Origin of the sequence: Amycolatopsis sp. CA-161197, from assembly GCF_050942255.1 — a bacterium.
Classification (GTDB): domain Bacteria; phylum Actinomycetota; class Actinomycetes; order Mycobacteriales; family Pseudonocardiaceae; genus Amycolatopsis.
Genome location: NZ_CP192059.1, coordinates 518525 through 536579, shown reverse-complemented (window position 1 = coordinate 536579; position 18055 = coordinate 518525). Strand labels below are relative to the sequence as shown.

At 68.8% G+C, this 18055-nt stretch carries 19 protein-coding genes and 3 tRNA genes; 9 read left to right on the top strand and 13 right to left on the bottom strand.

The window, feature by feature from the left end; translation table 11 throughout:
* Nucleotides 1-82 precede the first annotated feature (82 nt).
* From ACQPXB_RS02650 to ACQPXB_RS02640, 3 genes are all read right to left on the bottom strand, one after another.
* A complete protein-coding gene (locus ACQPXB_RS02650; protein ID WP_366577676.1) occupies nt 83-874 on the bottom strand; it encodes an IclR family transcriptional regulator in 792 nt (263 codons plus the stop codon).
* Nucleotides 875-973: 99 nt separating this feature from the next.
* Nucleotides 974-1123: a hypothetical protein gene (locus tag ACQPXB_RS02645; protein WP_432849297.1), complete on the bottom strand. Its 150-nt coding sequence runs from the start codon at nt 1121-1123 to the stop codon at nt 974-976.
* Between the two features lie 2 nt (nt 1124-1125).
* Nucleotides 1126-2466, bottom strand: coding sequence for a nucleobase:cation symporter-2 family protein (locus ACQPXB_RS02640; protein WP_432849296.1), 1341 nt, complete (start codon nt 2464-2466; stop codon nt 1126-1128).
* A gap of 79 nt (nt 2467-2545) precedes the next feature.
* Between ACQPXB_RS02640 and ACQPXB_RS02635 the strand changes: the two genes are divergently transcribed.
* Both ACQPXB_RS02635 and ACQPXB_RS02630 read left to right on the top strand, forming a co-directional pair.
* Nucleotides 2546-3664, top strand: coding sequence for a 5-methyltetrahydropteroyltriglutamate--homocysteine S-methyltransferase (locus ACQPXB_RS02635; RefSeq protein ID WP_432849295.1), 1119 nt, complete (start codon nt 2546-2548; stop codon nt 3662-3664).
* Nucleotides 3661-3978: an NIPSNAP family protein gene (locus ACQPXB_RS02630; RefSeq protein ID WP_366577670.1), complete on the top strand. Its 318-nt coding sequence runs from the start codon at nt 3661-3663 to the stop codon at nt 3976-3978. The genes ACQPXB_RS02635 and ACQPXB_RS02630 overlap by 4 nt, the downstream gene beginning before the upstream one ends.
* Here the strand turns inward: ACQPXB_RS02630 and ACQPXB_RS02625 are convergent.
* On the bottom strand, nt 3975-5915 hold the full coding sequence (locus ACQPXB_RS02625) for an amino acid transporter (protein ID WP_432849294.1): 1941 nt from the start codon (nt 5913-5915) through the stop codon (nt 3975-3977). The two genes, ACQPXB_RS02630 and ACQPXB_RS02625, sit on opposite strands and share 4 nt — an antisense overlap.
* A 62-nt stretch (nt 5916-5977) precedes the next feature.
* Complete coding sequence (locus tag ACQPXB_RS02620) at nt 5978-6580, bottom strand: hypothetical protein (RefSeq protein ID WP_432849293.1); 603 nt, start codon at nt 6578-6580, stop codon at nt 5978-5980.
* A gap of 136 nt (nt 6581-6716) precedes the next feature.
* On the opposite strand from ACQPXB_RS02620, the gene ACQPXB_RS02615 reads away from it, so the two are divergent.
* The gene (locus tag ACQPXB_RS02615) at nt 6717-7505 is read left to right on the top strand and encodes a rhomboid-like protein (RefSeq protein ID WP_386946117.1); all 789 of its coding nucleotides are present in this window, start codon (nt 6717-6719) and stop codon (nt 7503-7505) included.
* A gap of 91 nt (nt 7506-7596) precedes the next feature.
* A complete protein-coding gene (locus tag ACQPXB_RS02610) occupies nt 7597-9924 on the top strand; it encodes a sensor domain-containing protein (protein WP_432849292.1) in 2328 nt (775 codons plus the stop codon).
* Here the strand turns inward: ACQPXB_RS02610 and ACQPXB_RS02605 are convergent.
* From ACQPXB_RS02605 to ACQPXB_RS02595, 3 genes are all read right to left on the bottom strand, one after another.
* On the bottom strand, nt 9918-10709 hold the full coding sequence (locus ACQPXB_RS02605) for an arylamine N-acetyltransferase family protein (RefSeq protein ID WP_432849291.1): 792 nt from the start codon (nt 10707-10709) through the stop codon (nt 9918-9920). The genes ACQPXB_RS02610 and ACQPXB_RS02605 overlap by 7 nt on opposite strands.
* A gap of 34 nt (nt 10710-10743) precedes the next feature.
* A complete protein-coding gene (locus ACQPXB_RS02600) occupies nt 10744-11088 on the bottom strand; it encodes a YciI family protein (RefSeq protein ID WP_366577659.1) in 345 nt (114 codons plus the stop codon).
* A gap of 179 nt (nt 11089-11267) precedes the next feature.
* Nucleotides 11268-11858, bottom strand: a complete 591-nt coding sequence (locus tag ACQPXB_RS02595) for a class I SAM-dependent methyltransferase (RefSeq protein ID WP_432857251.1) — start codon at nt 11856-11858, stop codon at nt 11268-11270.
* 197 nt (nt 11859-12055) lie between these two features.
* Between ACQPXB_RS02595 and ACQPXB_RS02590 the strand changes: the two genes are divergently transcribed.
* A complete protein-coding gene (locus ACQPXB_RS02590) occupies nt 12056-12655 on the top strand; it encodes a hypothetical protein (protein ID WP_432849290.1) in 600 nt (199 codons plus the stop codon).
* A 201-nt stretch (nt 12656-12856) separates the two neighbouring features.
* Here ACQPXB_RS02590 and ACQPXB_RS02585 read toward each other — a convergent pair.
* The 4 genes from ACQPXB_RS02585 to ACQPXB_RS02570 form a co-directional block, all read right to left on the bottom strand.
* Nucleotides 12857-12930, bottom strand: a tRNA-Phe gene (locus ACQPXB_RS02585).
* Between the two features lie 31 nt (nt 12931-12961).
* Nucleotides 12962-13035, bottom strand: a tRNA-Asp gene (locus ACQPXB_RS02580).
* Between the two features lie 22 nt (nt 13036-13057).
* Nucleotides 13058-13130: transfer RNA gene (locus ACQPXB_RS02575), tRNA-Glu, on the bottom strand.
* Between the two features lie 291 nt (nt 13131-13421).
* Nucleotides 13422-13676, bottom strand: a complete 255-nt coding sequence (locus ACQPXB_RS02570; RefSeq protein ID WP_360602346.1) for a hypothetical protein — start codon at nt 13674-13676, stop codon at nt 13422-13424.
* A 485-nt stretch (nt 13677-14161) separates the two neighbouring features.
* Here ACQPXB_RS02570 and ACQPXB_RS02565 point away from each other — a divergent pair, with 485 nt between their 5' ends.
* Nucleotides 14162-14581 (top strand): hypothetical protein, encoded by a 420-nt coding sequence (locus tag ACQPXB_RS02565; RefSeq protein WP_364044635.1) that lies wholly within the window; start codon nt 14162-14164, stop codon nt 14579-14581.
* 198 nt (nt 14582-14779) lie between these two features.
* On the opposite strand, the gene ACQPXB_RS02560 is transcribed toward ACQPXB_RS02565, so the two are convergent.
* The gene (locus ACQPXB_RS02560; protein WP_020669570.1) at nt 14780-14983 is read right to left on the bottom strand and encodes a cold-shock protein; all 204 of its coding nucleotides are present in this window, start codon (nt 14981-14983) and stop codon (nt 14780-14782) included.
* Nucleotides 14984-15448: 465 nt separating this feature from the next.
* Here ACQPXB_RS02560 and ACQPXB_RS02555 point away from each other — a divergent pair, with 465 nt between their 5' ends.
* The 3 genes from ACQPXB_RS02555 to ACQPXB_RS02545 all read left to right on the top strand — a co-directional run bounded on the left by ACQPXB_RS02555 (nt 15449) and on the right by ACQPXB_RS02545 (nt 18051).
* On the top strand, nt 15449-16642 hold the full coding sequence (locus ACQPXB_RS02555; protein WP_386946859.1) for a L,D-transpeptidase: 1194 nt from the start codon (nt 15449-15451) through the stop codon (nt 16640-16642).
* Between the two features lie 540 nt (nt 16643-17182).
* Nucleotides 17183-17497, top strand: a complete 315-nt coding sequence (locus ACQPXB_RS02550; protein WP_432849289.1) for a hypothetical protein — start codon at nt 17183-17185, stop codon at nt 17495-17497.
* Nucleotides 17498-17505: 8 nt separating this feature from the next.
* Nucleotides 17506-18051, top strand: a complete 546-nt coding sequence (locus ACQPXB_RS02545; protein WP_432849288.1) for a SigE family RNA polymerase sigma factor — start codon at nt 17506-17508, stop codon at nt 18049-18051.
* Nucleotides 18052-18055 lie beyond the last annotated feature (4 nt).

Sequence of the window (18055 nt, the reverse complement as noted above, 5' to 3'; positions counted from 1 at the left end):
CCTCCTCACGTCGTCGGGATGGCCCTCAGCGTGCTGGTTCGCGGCCGTTGACCGCAGCCCGTCTTCCACTGAGTGGAAGGTTTCAGTGGGTCTCGCGGTGCGCGTCTTCGGAAAGCCGCAGCGTGGCGCCGAGCGTGCGTGAAATACCGCGCGCCGCCGCCCGCACGGCCGGGACCAGCGTCAACGGGTCCGTCCCCTCGGCCGGCACGACCACGGAAATCGACGCGACGACCGTGTCCGACGCGCCGCGCACCGCCGCCGCGACGGAGAGGGCGGGCAGCTCGATCTGGCCGTCGCTCACCGCGTAGCCGTTGCGGCGGACGTCGGCCAGCACCCGCCGCAGCTGCTCGGCCGAGCGGATCGTCTTGCCGGTGTAGCGCTTGAGCGGCAGCGCGAGCACCTGCTCCTGCACCTCGGCCGGCGCGTGCGCGAGCAGCACGAGCCCGACGCCCGTCGCGTGCAACGGCAGCCGCCCGCCCACCCGCGAAATCACGTTCACCGCGCGGCGCCCGGAGAGCCGTTCGAGGTACACGACCTCGGCCCCGTCGAGCACGGCCAGCTGCACGTTCTGGTGCGTGGCCTCGTAGAGGTCCTCGAGGAACGGCATCGCGCTCTCCCGCAACTGCGCCCCGTGCGGCGCGAGCGACGCCACCTCCCACAGCCACAGGCCCACGCGGAACTGCCCCTGCTCGTCGCGCTGCAACGCCCCGCGCCGCACCAGCTCACCCGCCAGCCGGTGCGTCGTCGACAACGGCAGCCCGGCCCGCCGGCTCAGCTCGGACAGCGTCAACACCGGTCGCTCGGACGTGAACGCGCCCAGCACGTCCAACACCCGCTCCACGACCGACGGTGGCCGCTGCGCGTTGTGCCGCATGGGTGTCAGTCAAGCACCCCTACGGCGCCGGTGTCTCAGGTGAGCACAGGCCAGTGCGCCGCTCGAGTGGCGCGCCGCGTGTCCGGGCCGAGCGGGCACTCAAACCTGCCGGTCGTCGGCGAAGTGGCCCATTCGCAACCCCGCGACGCCGCCCACCCATCCGGACGAACGCGCCGCCATCTCGTCCCAGCGCATCGACGCCGCTGCCTTCGGTGCGACCGCGGCGATGCCGGCGGCACCGTCAAGCACCCCTACGGTGCCGCCAGCAGGTCCGGATCCTTCCTCGCCCCCAGGTGGTTGAAAAGAAGGTTCAGCAGGAACGCCAGGATCGACGTCAGCGTGATCGGGCTGCCGCAGATGGTCTGGAGCCACGCGGGGAAGTGCTGGAAGAAGATGGACGTGCCGAAGCGGTCGGTGGCGAAGGCGGGCAGGAGGCCGACGCCGAGGGACACCGCGACGATGAACGTGTTGTGGTTGCCCGTGAACTCGACCTTCTTGAGGTTCTGCACGCCCACCGCGGCCACCATCGCGAACATGATCACCGCGACGCCGCCGACGACCGGTTCGGGGATCGAGGCGATGGCCGCGCCGACCTTCGGCACGACGCCCATCACCACGAGCAGGCCGCCTGTCACGGCGACGACCCACCGGCTGCGCACGCGGGTCATCTGGACGAGGCCGACGTTCTGGGCGAACGCGGTGTCGGGGAAGGAGTTCATGAAGCCGCCGAGGATGGCGGACAGGCCGTCGGTGGCGAGGCCGCGGGCGACGTCGGCGTCGGTGGCCGGGCGGCCGGTGATCTCGCCGACGGCGATCATGTCGGCGGTGGACTCGGTGAACGTCACCAGCATGACCACGCACATCGACAGCACGGCGGCGATCGGGAACGTCGGCGCGCCGAAGTGCAGCGGGGACGCGAGCCCGAACCAGCTCGCCTGCCCGACCCCGCCGAACTGCGTCAGGCCAAGGGGAACCGCCACGATGAGCCCGACGGCGAGCGCCACCAGCGGCGCGATCTGCGCGACGAACCCGCGCAGCACCCGGGTCAGCAGCACGATCAGTGCCACCACGCCGAGGGCGATGCCGAGGTGCGACGGGGTCGCGTAGTCGGGGGCCTCCGTGTCGTGGCCGGCGATCATCGCCGCGCCCGGGCCGAGCAGCGAGATGCCGATGACCAGCAGCAACGTGCCCGAGACCAGCGGTGGGAAGAACCGGATCATCTTCGCGAACGGCCGCGCCAGCAGGAGCCCGAACACGCCCGAGGCGATCATCGAGCCGTACACCGCGGTGAGGCCGTACTGCGAGGCGATCAGGATCATCGGGTTGACCACGGTGAACGTCGCGCCCGCGACCACCGGCAGCCGCACACCGATGAGCTTGCCGATGCCGATGGACTGGACCAGCGTGGCGATCCCGGCCACGAAGAGGTCGGCGTTGACCAGCAACGCGATCGTCGCCGCGTCGAGCTTCAGCGCGCTGCCGACGATCAGCGGCACAGCGACCGACCCCGTGTACATGATCGCCATGTGCTGCAGGCCGAGCAGGAGCAGCCGGCCGGCGGGGAGGCCTTGGTCGACCGGGTGTTTGGTCATGGGGGCAGCCCTTTCACGCGGATCCGATCGCGCATCTTCTCACGACGCATACCGCCGGTTTGTGTGTGACGATGCGAGGATGACTCCGCGTCCCCCCTTCCGCGCCGACCACGTCGGGAGCCTGCTGCGGCCGCCGGTTCTGCGCGACGCCCGCCGCCGCCACTCCGCAGGTGAGATCACCGCCGAACAGCTCAAGGCCGTCGAAGACGACGCGATCCGCGACGTGATCAAGATGCAGAAGGTCGCCGGCCTGTCCTCGGCCACCGACGGTGAGTTCCGCCGCGCGTCCTGGCACATGGACTTCATCTACTCACTCGGCGGCATCTCGCAGAGCGACGAGCGCCTGCACGTGAAGTTCCACAACCTCGCCGGCGACCTCGAGTTCAGCCCACCCGGCCTGCAGGTCGACGGCCGCGTGCGGCTGGACCAGCCGATCTTCGCCGAGCACTTCGCGTTCCTCAAGTCCCACGTGGACGCCGGCATCACACCGAAGCTCACCATCCCGTCGCCGAGCATGATCTACTACCGCGGCGGCCGGGCGGCGGTGAGCGAGACCGTGTACCCGGACCTGGAGGAGTTCTTCGCCGACCTGGCCACGGCGTACGCGGCGCAGCTGACGGCGATGGGCGAGCTCGGCTGCACGTACCTGCAGCTCGACGACACCAGCCTCGCGTACCTCAACGACCCGGCGCAGCGCGAGCTCGTCGCGCGCATGGGCGGCGACCCGGACACCCTGCACCTGCGCAACATCCAGCAGATCAACGCGGCGCTGCGCGGCCGAACCGAGGGCATGAGCGTGACGACCCACCTGTGCCGCGGCAACTTCCGCTCGTCGTGGGCGGCTTCGGGCAGCTACGAGTTCGTGGCCGAGGCGCTGTTCGGCGAGCTCGGCGTCGACGGCTTCTTCCTGGAGTTCGACGACGAACGCTCCGGCGGCTTCGAGCCGCTGCGGTTCGTGCCGCCGGGCAAGCGCGTGGTGCTCGGTTTGGTGACCACGAAACGGCCGGAGCTGGAAGACGCGGACACGTTGGTGCGCCGCATCGAGGAGGCTTCGCGGTTCGTCGACATCGACCAGCTCTGCCTCTCGCCGCAGTGCGGTTTCTCGTCGACTGAGGAAGGCAACGAGCTCACCACGGACGACCAGCTGCGCAAGCTGGAGCTCATCGTCTCGACCGCGGAACGGGTGTGGGGCCGGTGATCACCTGCGTGGTCGACTACGTCATCGATCCCGCGAAGATCACCGAGTTCGAACGGTTCGCCCAGGCGTGGATGCGCCTGGTCACCCGCGAAGGCGGCGTGCACCACGGCTACTTCCTGCCCGCCGAAGGGGCGAGTGACGAGGCCAGGGCGTTGTTCAGCTTCGAAAGCCTCGCCGCGTACGAGCAGTACCGCGCGCTCTTCGGCGTTGACCCCGACTTCATCGCGGCCGACCGCATCCGCGACGAGTCCGGTTGCGTCGTGCGGCACCGCCGCACCTTCATGCGGCCGCTGATGCCGGACGACGACAGCTAACCCACGTGTACGAGCGGCCGCCGGTGCGGATCGGGTTCCGCGCGCCGCAAGACTTCCCGCGTCACGGGGGCGATGTCGCCGTCGCCGAAGATGAGGTAGCGGATGAGGAACTTGAAGGGGTTGCCCTCGGTCCAGGCGAAGTAGATGTGGGGCTGTTTCCCGGTTTCGTCGCGGATGTGCAGCAGCACGGCGGCGATGGCGTTGGCGATCGACGGGCTCTTCATGCGCAGGATCCGGTAGCCCGCGCGCTTTTCGCCGTGGACGCGCAGCGTGGTTTCGAAGTCGGACGCGTCGGAGATCGTCACCTCGAGGAAGAGGATCGCGCAGTCGGTCGGGATGTGGTTGTCCTCGCGGGCTTCGCGTTCCTTGTCGCGGTACTCGGCCTCGTCGCGGGCGTCCGGTTCGTTGGCGATGATGCGGATTTCGCCCGCGCGCACGGCCTTGTCGAGGATCCGCTGGGCCGCCGCGTCGAAGTCGACCTCCTCCACGCGCAGCTCCAGCGACCGCGTCGCGCGCGAGATCATCGACGTCAGCACGATGGCGACGATGAAGAACGCCGCGATCTTCACGCCGTCCGGACGCTCGATCACGTTGGCGATGGTCGTGTAGAGGAACACGAGCGTGATCACCAGGTACGCCACGAACGCCCGCCGCTGCCGGCGTCGCCGGGCCGACAGCGTCACCGCCACGGCGGCCGAGGAGATCAGCACCAGCACGCCCGTCGCGTACGCGCCGCCTTGTTCCTCCACGTTGGCGTCGAAGATCAGCGTGATCACGAACGCGATGAGCGCCACCACGATCACCAGCGGCCGCGTCGCGCGGGCCCAGTCGGGAGCCATGCCGTAGCGCGGGAGGTAGCGCGGCACGATGTTCAGCAGCCCCGCCATCGCCGACGCGCCGGCGAACCACAGGATCGCGATGGTGCTGACGTCGTAGACCGTGCCGAAGACGTCGCCGAGGTACTGGTGCGCGAGGAACGCGAGCGCACGACCGTTGGCCGCGCCGCCGGGCTGGAACTCCTGCTGCGGGATCAGCACCGTGGTGGCGAAGCTCGACGTGATCAGGAACGCGCTCATCGTCAGCGCCGCGGTGAGCAGCAGCCGGCGCGTGTTGCGGATACGGCCTTCCGGCTCCGGTTCGCTGTCGCCGGGCTTGCCCTTCACCAGCGGCATCACCGAAACACCCGTCTCGAAGCCGGACAGGCCCAGCGCCAGCTTCGGGAACACGACCAACGCCACGCCCACCATCAGCCACGGATTGGGGTGCTGAGCCACCAGCAGGTTCTGCCAGTCGACCACCAGTTTCGGGCTCGTCACCACGTGCTCGACGGCGGTGGCGACCACGACCACGTTCAGCGCCAGGTACACGCCCACCAGCACCACCGCGACGCCGATCGCCTCGGCGAAGCCCTTGAGGAACACCGCGCCGAGCAACGCGATCAGCACGAGCGTGATCCACAGCTGGCCGTTGTGCAGGGCGGACGGGACGAAGGGGTTCTCGACCACGTGCGCGGTGGCGTCGGCGGCCGAGAGCGTGATGGTGATGACGAAGTCGGTGGCCACGAAACCCAGCAGCACCAGCACGAGCAGCTTGCCGCTCCACCACGACAGGAGCTTCTCCAGCATCGCGATCGAGCCCTGCCCGTGGGGGCTTTCGCGCGCGACGCGGCGGTAGATCGGCAACGCACCACAGAGCGTGAGGATCACGAGCACGACCGTCGCCAACGGTGACAGCACGCCGGCGGCGAGCGCCGCGATACCGGGCTGGTAGCCGAGCGTGGAGAAGTAGTCGACGCCCGTGAGGCACATGACCTTCCACCACGGGTGTTCGGCTTCCTTCGCGGTCTCCCGCTTGCCGCCCTTCAGCTGCTCGGCGCGTTTGTGCTCGCCTTCGAGCAGCCACGTCCGCAGGCCGGGCCTGGTCTTGACGTTCACCACGCCGTGATCATGCCCGGTCAGGACTGGTCAAGACTGGTGATGTCGGTTAACAGCAGCCGAACTCAGATGCAGAGAATGCCCAGCACACACGGCCGGTTGGTCTTCGTCGTGGTCGTCGGGGGCGGAGGCGGCGGAGGCTGGTTGTCCGACGAGGTGCCACCCGAACCGGGCGCGGTGCCCGTCGGCGAGGTCGGCGAGTCGGATCCGCTGGTCGCGGTGCGGGAGTTGCTGCTCGACGTCGCGCCGGGCTCACCACCGCCGCGCGGGTTGAGCGGGTCGATGATCGACGTGATCTTCGGGGCGCTGGCCTCGGTGGTCTCGTCGTCGCTCGAAGAGTTCGAGTCGTGGCCCTGCCCGGACCCCGCGATCGTGGCCGGCGGCGGGTTCGACTCCGAGACGCCACCCGCACCGTCGGTGCGGTCGGGCATCTCGATGACCTTCATCTCGGTGAGGCGCGTGGCCTCGTCGTTCGCCGTCGTGCCGAACGACACCAGGATCGCCGCGGCGCCACACCCGACGACCACCGCCACCATCACGGCGACCATGCGCCAACGCGAGCGCGAAGGCGGCGGCAGACGTTCGCCCCAACCTTCGCGCACGAGTAGCTCGGCGACCGAAACCTCTTCGTCCACCAGCGGGCCTTTCACCAGGAGTGGGCCATTCATACCGCACCAGGCCACCGAACGGGTGAATAATGACAGAAAGTTCTACGCAGTGTGCGTCACACTAGCGGGTGAGAATCACAGCGGTTTCACAGCTGCCCTTAGCGAAACTCCCAGGATGCCCGGAGAGCCTGGAGTAATGCTGCTGCGAGCCCGACAGCCGGTCACCCTCCGAGACTGGTGGACCCACCGGCTCGTCGGCGAGGCCGCGCCCACCCGGGTGACGCTGACCTGGCGAGCAGTGGGCCGCAGCTTCGCGCGGGCGCTGCCGACCCCCCGGTCGACACCGTTCACGTTCGGTTACCTCATCGTCCTGCTCGGCACCACGCTCGTGCTGCGCTTCGCCGACCCGGTCGTCACGGCCAAGCTGTTGCAGCTCTCGAGCACCGACGCCCACAACCTCTGGCGCCGCCCGCTGGTCTCCCTGCTCAGCAGCGCGCTGTGGCTCGAAGACGGCGGCTGGCTCGCCTACGCGATCATCTTCACCATCGCGCTCGCCCCGCTCGAACGCCGGTTCGGGCCCGGCCGCACGGCGATCGTCTTCTTCAGCGGCCACGTGCTGGCCACGCTCGCCACGGAAGTGCCCGTGATGCTGCTGATCAGCGGCGGCGTGCTGCCGACGACCGCGAGCCGCTGGCTCGACATCGGCGTGAGCTACGGCTTCTTCACCACGGCGGGCGCGCTCGTGTTCCTGCTGCGCGGCCGGCTGCGCATCGCGGTTCTCGTGGTGATGGAGCTGTTCATCGCCGTGGTCTGGGTGTCCGATTCGCCCGGCAGCCTCGATTCCGTGGTCACCGTGCTCGGCCACGCGTGCGCGGCGCACTTCGGCCTCTTCTACTGGGGCCCACGGCTTCGCGACTCCGTGAACCGGCGTCCGAGGGGCGCGACACCGAGGGAATTCGCGGAGCCGGGGCCCGGCGGCACGTGATATACGAAGGTTCCCCGGCGCATATACACGACTGATCCCTTGGTGGTGTAATCGACGGGCCACACGCCGACACAGGGGGACCGGACGCACTATGGAGGCCGACGCCCTAGCCAAGGCGCAGCTCGCCGAGCTGGCCGAACGCTACCGGCGGCTCGTGGAGCTGAGCGCCGACGCCACCTGCGTGCACGAAAGCGGCGTGATCACCTACGCCAATCCCGCGGCGCTCGATCTCTTCGGCGCCCGGTCGACGGCCGAGGTCGTGGGCCGGCCGGTCACCGACTTCGTGGTAGCCGAACGGGACCGCGCCGAGGAGCCTGCGGCCGAACCGGTCGAAACGGTCGTGAAACGAGTCGACGGCAGCACGTTCGCCGTGGAGACGGTGTCGCTGCGCACCGGCGACGAGGCCGCGTCGGCGATCCAGGTCGTGATCCGCGACGTCGCCGGGCTCCGGGCCGCCGCCACTCAGGCCGCGGTGGTGTCGCAGGTGAGCGACGCGATCATCGCGGTGACCGCGGACGGCATCATCACGAGCTGGAACCCCGCAGCGGAGACCGTGTACGGGTGGACCGCGGCGGAAGCCGTCGGCCGGCCGGCACGCGAGCTGCTCGGCGCCGATCCCGATCCCGTGGCGGTCCAGCTCGCGGGAGGCGTGGTGCAGCAGATGCACCACCATCGCGAAGGGGCTCCGCTCTCGGTCCGCGTTTCCGCAGCTGAGATGAATGACGGCCACGTGCTCGTCTGCGCTGACGAGACCGCGCGCCGCCGAGCGGAGCAGCACTACCGCACGGTGGTGGCCGCGCTCGACGAAGGTGTGCTGGTCGTGGGCCCGAAAGGCCTGATCGAGTCGGTGAACCCCGCCGCGAGCCGCATCCTCGGTGTGCCGGCCGACGAGCTGATCGGCGTGCCGTGCTCGTCGCTCGTGCTCTTCGACGAGTCCGGGCACCGGCTGTCCGAGGACGAGCTGCCGTCGATCTCCACGCGCCGCACCGGGATCACGCAGAACGGCCTCGTCCTGCGCCTGCGCCGCGCCGACGGCCGCGACGTGTGGGTGGCGCTGACGTCGCGGCTGCTCAACCCGGACGACCCCGTCGGCGTCTCCGTGGTCACGTCGTTCACCGACATCACCGAACGGCGCGCCATCAGCGCCCGCCTGGCCCACGACGCGACCCACGACCCGTTGACGCGCCTGGCGAACCGCACGCTCGTGCTCGACCGGCTCGATCGCCGCGACCGCGTCAACCCGACCACGGTGCTGTTCCTCGACCTCGACAAGTTCAAGATCATCAACGATTCCCTCGGCCACTCCGTCGGCGACCAGGTGCTGCGGATCGTCGGCGAACGCCTGCGCCGCGCCACGGCCGCGGCCGACGTGGTGGGCCGTTTCGGGGGTGACGAGTTCGTGGTCGTCACGGCCGGGGCCACGGCCGACGCCGAGGTGCGCTCGCTCGCGGCGCACCTGCGTTCGGTGCTGGCGGAGCCCATTTCCGTGCATGGGCGCGAGCTCCACGTGGACGCGAGCATCGGCATCGTCCTCGTCGCGGCGGGCGACCAGCGCAGCGCCGAAGACCTGCTGCGTGACGCGGATGTCGCCATGTACCAAGCAAAAGCGCTCGGCCGCGGGCGGTACGAGTTCTTCGACGTCGCCCTGCGGATGCGAATGCAGCGGCGGCTGCGCATGGAGCAGGACCTGCGCGACGCGGTCCACAGTGGACAGCTGTGGCCCGCGTACCAGCCCGTGGTCGACCTGCACACCGGCGAAATGGTGGGCGTGGAAGCGTTGCTGCGCTGGACGCACCCCACCCACGGCGCGATCTCGCCCGCGGAGTTCATCCCGCTGGCCGAGGAAAGCGAGCTGATCAACGAGATCGGCAAGTTCGTGCTGCGCGACACCACGCGCGAGGTGGCTTCGCTGCGCGCGGCCCGCGGTCTGGACCTGTCGCTGAAGGTGAACCTTTCCGTGCGCCAGCTGGAAGATCCACAGCTGGTGCCGGCCGTGCGCGACGCACTGGCGACGACGGGCCTCCCGGCGTCCGCGTTGTGCCTGGAGGTGACGGAGAGCGCGCTGATGCGCGACGAGGTCGCCGCCGCGGAAGTACTGGCAGCACTGCGTTCCCTCGGCGTGCTGCTCGCGATCGACGACTTCGGCACGGGCTATTCGTCGCTGGCGCAGCTGCGCCGCATGACGCTGGACACGCTGAAGATCGACCGCTCGTTCATCACCGGCATCGCCGACTCCCGCGACGCCGCGGCGATCGTCGCGAGCATCATCGCGATGGCGCACGCGGTCGGCTTGACCGTGGTGGCCGAGGGGGTGGAGACGGCCGAGGAGCTGGCGTTGCTGCGTCAGCTCGGCTGCGACCAGGCCCAGGGTTACCACCTGGGCCGGCCGCTGCCTGCCGCGGAGCTGTTCGCTCAGTAGACCTTCAGCAGTGCGTCGAGTTCTTCGTCGGTGAGCACGATGTCCAGGTCCGCCAACGTCTTCTCCAGCTCTTCGGGCGCGATCGTCCTGGTCACGTCCGTCATCCCGGGCCGGGACTCGGTGAGCTCCCGCCCGATCATGCGGCGCAGCCGGCCGTCCTCCAGGCGCATGAGGACCAGCCGCCCGAAGAACACCGACTTCGGGTGGGTGGAGATGTAGTGGTGGTAGACCTCGTAGTCCACGGGCCGGCTGTGGACCTGCGGGAGGAGCTCGTGGAGGTCTTCCCAGCCGTGCTGGTCCTTCTTCTGGAAGACCCACCAGTCGTCCCGGCGGATGAGCCGGTGCGGCCACCCGCCCTGGTCCACCACCGCGCCGTCCTCGAATGGCATCGGCACGAGCATCCCCGACCCGAACCCGACGTCGACGAGGTACGGCGTGTTCTCCACGGCGACGATCAACGTCATGTGCGTGTACGGCCCGCCCCGGTCGGGCTGCACCCGCGAAACCGTCCGCTGCACGTCGTACCCCAGCCGTTCCGCGACGGCCGCGAAGAGGCCGGCCTGCTCGTAGCAGTACCCCCCTCTTCGCTGCGTGATCAGCTTCTCGCTGACGACGTCCAGCCCGATCCCCCGATGCCGCCCGAGCACGACGTCCACATTCTCGAACGGAATCGTCTCGACGTGCGCCCGCGTCAACTCCCGCAGCGCCTCGGCTGACGGTGGCCGACGCGGGCGCCCGACCCGCTCGAGGTACGCGTTGACGTCCACGGCGTCGATGGTCCACATGGTGATCAGCGTGCAACCTCGACCTCGGTGCAGGTCAACCCTCGTACTCGACCGGCCGCACCTCCACCGCGGTGTGCTTCGCCTCCGGAACCTCGGCGGCGAGCTCGATCGCCCGGTCCTTCGTGGGGACGTCGACGAGGTAGTAGCCGCAGAGGAAGGTCTCGCTGCCGTGGATGAGGCCGATCTCGGGCTGCGTCTCGCCCTCGCGCACCCGCACGGTGACACTTTCGCCGGGCCCGGCCAGCGCCTTGGTCTCGACGAACTCGGCGGCGTTGTTCTTCATGAAGGCGCCGTGTCCGTCGTACACGTCCTGCTTCGCGCTTTCGGGGAGGCTCTCCCACAGGGCGGGGGTCATGTTGATGGTGAGCAGGTACTTCACGGTGTGCTCCTTGGGTCTCGACGGTGTCTTTCGCCGAGTGGTCGGAGCCGGCGTGGTGGTCCGGACACGGCCGCGCGAAGTTTTTTGCGGATCAGCCGAAGTGGGCCTTCAGCCGATTCACCACGGCCCCGAGCAGCCTCGACTTGTACCCGATCGATCGCAGCCACCGTCGTGCGTCTTCAGGCTCGACTGGTCACCACGTATCGCTCATCCTCAATCTCCGCACCCCACAACGCCGGGTCATCCAGTTTCTCGACACCCGCTTCCCGCCGATGAGCCAGCACGTGTCCCTGACACTCCGCCGCGGTCAGCCCGGCCCCGGTGGACCACCGGCCCTCGATCAGCACGAGCCGCCCGCCGGGCCTCAGCAGCCCGACCCACCGCGCCACCGCGGCCGCGGGATCGGGCATCGCCCACAGCACGTGCCGGCTGAGCACCACGTCGTACGCACCCGCCGGCGGATCCGCCACGTCGCCATGCCGAAACTCGACCTCGACCCCGGCCGCCGCCGCCGCCTTTTCCTCGGCGAGCGCCAGCATCCGCCGGGACAGATCCACCCCACACACCTCATAGCCGACCTCGGCCAACAACACGGCGAGACTTCCCGTCCCACAACCCAGATCAACCACGGACGCCGGCGCCTTCGGCAGCAACGACAGCAGAAGCTCCCGCCACGCCTCGCGCACGACGGGGTCGCGCAACCCGTGATCGGGCTGCTCATCGAACTCCGCGGCGTGCGCGTCCCACAGCTCGTGCGTCACGTTCGGCATCCTGCCAGCGGCGTCCGCCACGGAGACGCGCTTCACCTTGCGCGGTTCTCTGAGCCAGGCTTCGAAGAACGCACGCCCCCTCAACCCGCATAGTTTTTCACGCACAGCAAGAAGATTCGGTGAACAAGCCACCCTGAGTGATCACAAGTGGATCTCCGCGAGCGGGAATTCCGGGAATGTCCGGCAGGATTCGGTGCATGCGTTTGTCTCGAAGATTCATCGCCGCCGCCTTCGTGGCGGCGGCTGCCGCAGGATGTTCGACCGGTGCCAACGGAGCCGTCGTGGCGCCGGCCTCCAGCAGCAGTCCTGCGCCCACCACGAGCGCCAGCCCTCCCCCTCCGCCGTTCGTGCCGGCAGTGTCGCCGGCCAAGCTGACGGCGGCGTGTCCGTTTCTGGACTCGGCGGAGATCGCAAAGGCGTTCAGCGACCCGAACATTTACGACAGCAGCGAACAAATCCCGTCAGTCCAGGGCGGGCTCACCGTCTACACCTGCAAGTACCACCGCACCGACGACGACGGTTCCCTTCTGGCAGCCCTCGAGATCGCCGAGACCCCGACAATGGTTGCGCAGAAGACACTGCTGCAAGTCGCCGAACAGGAGTGCGCCGACAAGGCGCAGCCGCTCGGTGAAGCCGCGATCTACTGCCTCAGCAAAGGCAACGGCACCGACATCGCGGTCATCGAGCCGAGCCACGGCGTGACCCGTGTCGCCCACCTCTCCTTGGCCGCTCCGCGCAACGACGGGTTCCGCGCCGGCTACACCACGCTGGCGAAAACCCTCGCCGACCGGTTGTGATCACCACGACACCGGCGGCCGAACCGAAACACAGCAAGTAGCACGATCATCGGGGACGTCGCGTCCCGTGAAGGCGGCACGAGCCGCCTCCACGGCGGCGTCCCCGCGATCGTCGCCCCGGCTTCGGCGCCACTCGCGCCAAATCCGCCCTCAGACACAAGAAAGCCGCCCTGACGTGAGTCAAGACGGCTTCTTCGAGCGTGGCCAGGGCCGGGGTCGAACCGGCGACCTTCCGCTTTTCAGGCGGACGCTCGTACCAACTGAGCTACCTGGCCGGGAACGCCGGCTAGCAGCCGAACGATCTTGCGACCCTGACGGGACTCGAACCCGCGACCTTCGCCGTGACAGGGCGACGCGCTAACCAACTGCGCCACAGGGCCTTGCTGGTACTACGGTACTGCGTACTCCCAACGGGATTCGAACCCGCGTTGCCGCCTTGAAAGGGCGGAGTCCTAGGCCACTGAACGATGGGAGCCCAGCCGGTTTCGGCGAACCGACCGACCGCGCTCTCAGGTTCCCCCGGGAGCGATTACAAGCATAGGGCACGCCCCCACCGCCTCACACCGGGGGGTGACTAACTCTCCGGCAAGCTCATGACCTGCGACAACAGCGATCCTACGCGCCGGAGAGGCGAGCCGGCCGGCCGTCGCCCCCAACCGGGCGTCGATCAACCCGGAGACACCCAAGACGCCGCGAGACCCGTCAACAAGTCACACGACAGCCCACCGAGCCACCGCACGACCCGAACCCCAGCCGACGGCAGACCTCAGCGCTGAACCGGCGCCTGTCCGCCCTCGTCGAGATCGAGGCCGAGCATCTCCAACAGCTGGGCGCAGTCCTCGACCCCCAGTGCGCCGTTGGCGACGGCAAGGCGGGCGCGCCGCACTTGGTCGTCGGAGACGCGTTGGCCGTCGGTGGCCCCGCGTTGCGCCGGCACGCCGCCGCCGGTCAGCGACGTGCTTCCGCCATCGGCACCTTCGTACCGAAGGAGGAACTGTCGAACTTCCACAGACCCGCTCATGGCCCCTCCGCCCGGTTCTGAACAACTGGCCGCGAGGCTAACCAGAGGAAAGCGCCACAGGCAGCCCCCCGGAGAGTGAACCTGGGAACACTCTCCGCACAACCCTGCGCAATCGCCGGACACATTCACAAGATCGTGAATGTGAACCGGAGTGTGGATTTCTCACGGGTTCCACTCGCCCAAGCCCGGAACTCGTGCAACAATCGATGGTGCTGACACACCCCCGGTCAGCGCCTGTGGAGATCCCCTCCGACCCCCGCGTTCCTCCCCCTGGCGCGGGGGTCTCTCCATTTCTGCACTTTTACGTGTCGACCTGCTGAAACCCGCCTTGCGCAACGCGTGAACAGCACATCCACAGACGGTCATTGAACAGCGTTTACCGCTGGGCTGTTCAGGTGATCGAATAGGCTCAATGAGCGACCGAATTGCTTGTGTCGTGTCTCACAGTCGTTTGTTTGCCGAGACCCAACCGTTATCGTGTTCGGGTGCCTCTTCCCTCACTCGGCCGCCTCGGCAGCCGTACGAACCTCAAGGCCGTCTCGTCCGGACGGCACCGCAACGCCGCCAAGCCGGCGGGCGAAGAAGTCGTCGAGGACAAGGAGCTCACCAGCTACCTCGCGGCTCTCGCTCCGGACTCCGACCCCGAAAGCACCGGGACCGGCAAGCGCTTCGGCGAAGCGCAGGTCTACCAGCTGCGCATGAACCTCATCGCGAGCCAGCAGCTCAAGGAGATCGCCAACGAGCGCGACATCTCCCCGCAGGCGCTGGCGATGGAGTGGATCCTGGAGCGCCTCTCCTGGGAGGGCCAGGCCGCGTCGGCGCAGGATCGCCGGCACTCCGACGCCATGACCGACGAGTTCAGCTTCCCCCAGGGTTCCTTCGACGAACCGCTTCTCCCCCGCTGACCGAAGCGCGACGAACACAGCCGAGAAAGCCCCCGGTGCACCAGCGCCGGGGGCTTTTCCGTGACCGGAAGTCACGATGCGTCAGGGAAACCACGCTGTGTCAACAAAACGGTGTCACACAACAACAAAAAGAAACTCCCGGCGAGCGACTCGCCGGGAGTTCCTTACTCAGGCCTGAGAAAACGCGTTGGGCCTGTCTCAGATCGGGCGGACCTTCTGGGCCTGGGGGCCCTTCTGGCCCTGGCCGACCTCGAACTCCACTCGCTGGTTCTCCTCGAGGGTGCGGAAGCCGCGCCCGTCGATCTCCGAGTAGTGCACGAACACGTCACCCTCACCGCCATCCTGAGCGATGAAGCCGAAGCCCTTCTCCGCGTTGAACCACTTCACAGTGCCTTGCGCCACCGCTGTACTCCTCGTAACAGATCCGCTTCGAATGCCACCGAAGCGGCACCCCGGCCGTCCCGGGCGGTTCCAACGAGTCGAGCGAAGAGCTGTCGGGCCCCACGGCTCGCGTCAGAAGTTCCGCGAGTGTGAAGCCACGAACACGCAAAACGACGGCCTGCTCAGCAGCCTACCGGGATCTGGCCAAATCTGAAGCCCGTGATCTCGCGGATCGGTTCACAGACTCGCACGTCACCGGAACGTCGTATCGCCGCCTACGCAGCGCTGTCAGTGGTGCCGGTTACGCTGATCGAGCACGGCCGCGCCGGACATCACCGTGCACGTCCCGGAGTCGTCTGGACCCCGTACGTGAGCATGATGAGGGTCGGTGTGACATTGGTCACTATTCGATCGATCAACGTTCGGGCTCTTCGGGACGTCTGGGTGGTTGGGGTTGTCCAGGGGAGATTGGGGATCGGTGTGACTATCCGAAACTTCGCGCGCCGGAGAGCGGGCATCGCGGTTCTGGGGGTCGTCGCCGCGCTCGCGCTCGGTGCGTGCAGCAGTGATCCGGCCACCGTGAGCGCCAGCGGCAACACGGGCGGGGGCCCGACGAAGGCCGCGCCGGTCGCCAAGCCGGCCAGCATCACGCTCGCGCCCGCGGCGAACGCCAAGGACGTGGCGCCGGGTGATCCGGTGAAGGTGAGCGTCGCGGACGGCACGATCGACTCCGTCACGCTGACGAACCCGGACGGCAAGCAGGTGCAGGGCCAGCCGTCCGCGGACAAGACGAGCTGGTCTACGACCGAGGACCTGGGCTACAGCAAGACGTACACCTGGTCCGGCCAGGCGACCGGCAGCGACGGCAAGCAGGTGCAGATCAGCGGCGCCTTCACCACCGTGAAGCCGCGCCGGCAGATGGCGGGCAGCCTGAACGTCGGCGACGGCCAGACGTACGGCATCGCGATGCCGATCGCGCTGACGTTCCCGAGCGCCGTGAAGGACAAGGCGTCGGTGGAGAAGGCGCTGTCGGTGGAGACCACGCCGAAGACCGAGGGCTCGTGGGCCTGGCTCAACGGCGACACCTCCGTGCACTGGCGGCCGAAGGAGTACTTCGCGCCGGGCACCGAGGTGAAGGTGAACGCGAACATCTACGGCGTGCCCATGGGCGGCGGCACGTACGGGCGCCAGGACCTCTCCGCGAGCTTCAAGATCGGGCGCTCGCAGATCGTCAAGGGCAACACCACGCAGCACCGCATGCAGGTCATCCGCGACGGCAAGCAGGTGATGGACTTCCCGGTCAGCTACGGCCTCGACTCCGACCCGGGCCGCGTCACCCACAGCGGCGTGCACGTGGTCATGTCGAAGCACGCGACCTACTCGATGAGCAACCCGCGCTACGGCTACACCGACGTCAACGTCCCGTGGGCCGTCCGCATCTCCAACAACGGCGAGTTCATCCACGGCCTCGCGGGCTCCATCTGGGCGCAGGGCAAGAAGAACATCTCGCACGGCTGCCTCAACCTGTCGCCCGCCAACGCGAAGATCTACTACGACAGCGTCCTGCCGGGCGACCCGGTGGAGATCACCGGCAGCACCCAGACCCTGACGTCGAAGGACGGCGACTACAGCGACTGGACGTACGACTGGGCTTCGTGGAGCAAGTTGTCGGCGGTGTGAGTTTTCGCGGTTTTCGGTGAACGGCCGGGGGTTGGTGCCTCCGGCCGTTTGTCGTTGGTGGGGTCGTTCTGGGGAGGCGCAAGCGTTTGCGATCAGGGCGCGCGGTTGAGTTGCGGGCCTTGTGACCCGGTGAGGAACAGGGCCCGAGTTCTCGGGTGGTCGACTGCGGTGTCCGGCGGGCCGACGGTTGCCGGTGGCCAGCGGGGCCCGGTTTGGGCGCACGTCGACGCCTGGCCGCGGAAGATCGCGGAGCCCGACGGGACAGCTGGTGCCGACGGGACCAGCCGTTCGGCTTGGCCGAGCGTGGTGTGGGGCATGGTCGATCACGGGCCAGCCGGTGCCGGTGGGCAGGGCGGCCCGGCTTGGCCGCGCATCGGTGAGGCGGGGTGTCGGCGCAGTCGTCGCGATCCGGGCGCGAACGCCGGCGCTGGGTGCGGGAAGAACTTGGCGAACTCGATGCAACCCGCCGTGGCGCCGGCGGCATGACTAGGGGCAGAAGAGGCGCCGCCGACTGGGGTGCTCGTGAGTTGAGGAGCTGTTGTGCGTATTCGTTTCGCGTTGAGTGTCGGGGCGTTGCTGCTGGCCGGGGGTGCCGTGACGGGTGGGGCGGTGGCGTTCGCGCAGCCGGCGCCGCCGACGGCGCAGCCGAGCGCGCCCGTCCAGGCGCCGCCGACGGAGGCGCCGCGGCCGACGTTGCCGACGCAGCGTCCGACCGAGGTGGCGCCCCCGACCGCGGTGCCGTCGCGCGTGCCGCCGCAGGCTCCGGGCGTGACGGCGCCGGGCGGCGTGCGCGTGCCCACGGCGATCCCCGCGGGGCCGACCGGTGACCTGAACCTGCCGGACATCTGGGGCTGATCGCGCAGGTGATCTCCCGCTCCCGTCCGGTGTCCGGGCCGAGCTCGCCGTGGGACGGCGAGTTCGCCCGGTACTTCGGCGAGCGCGCGCACAGCCTGCGGGCCACGGCGTACCTCCTGTGCGGCGACTGGCACCGCGCCGAGGACCTCGCGCAGGCGGCGCTGCTGAAGCTGTACCTCGCGTGGCCGCGCCTGTCCCGGCACGACAGCCTGGACGCGTACGCGCGCAAGATCGTCCTGCGCACGTTCCTCGCCGAAAACCGCCGCAGCCGCTGGAAACGGGAACGCCTGACCGACGCACCCCCCGACGTCCCCACCACGGACACCGAAACCGAACACGACATGCTGGTGCGCCAGGCCCTCGCGGTGCTGGCGCCCCGTCAACGCGCCGTGCTGGTGCTGCGCTACTTCGAGGACCTGTCCGTCGACGAGACGGCCGCCACCCTCGGCTGCAGCACCGGCACGGTGAAGAGCCAGGCCGCCCGCGGCCTGGCCACTCTGCGCAACCGGCTGGGGCCGCACTTCGCGGCCATGGCTGTTCCTGGAGGGAGGTGACTGT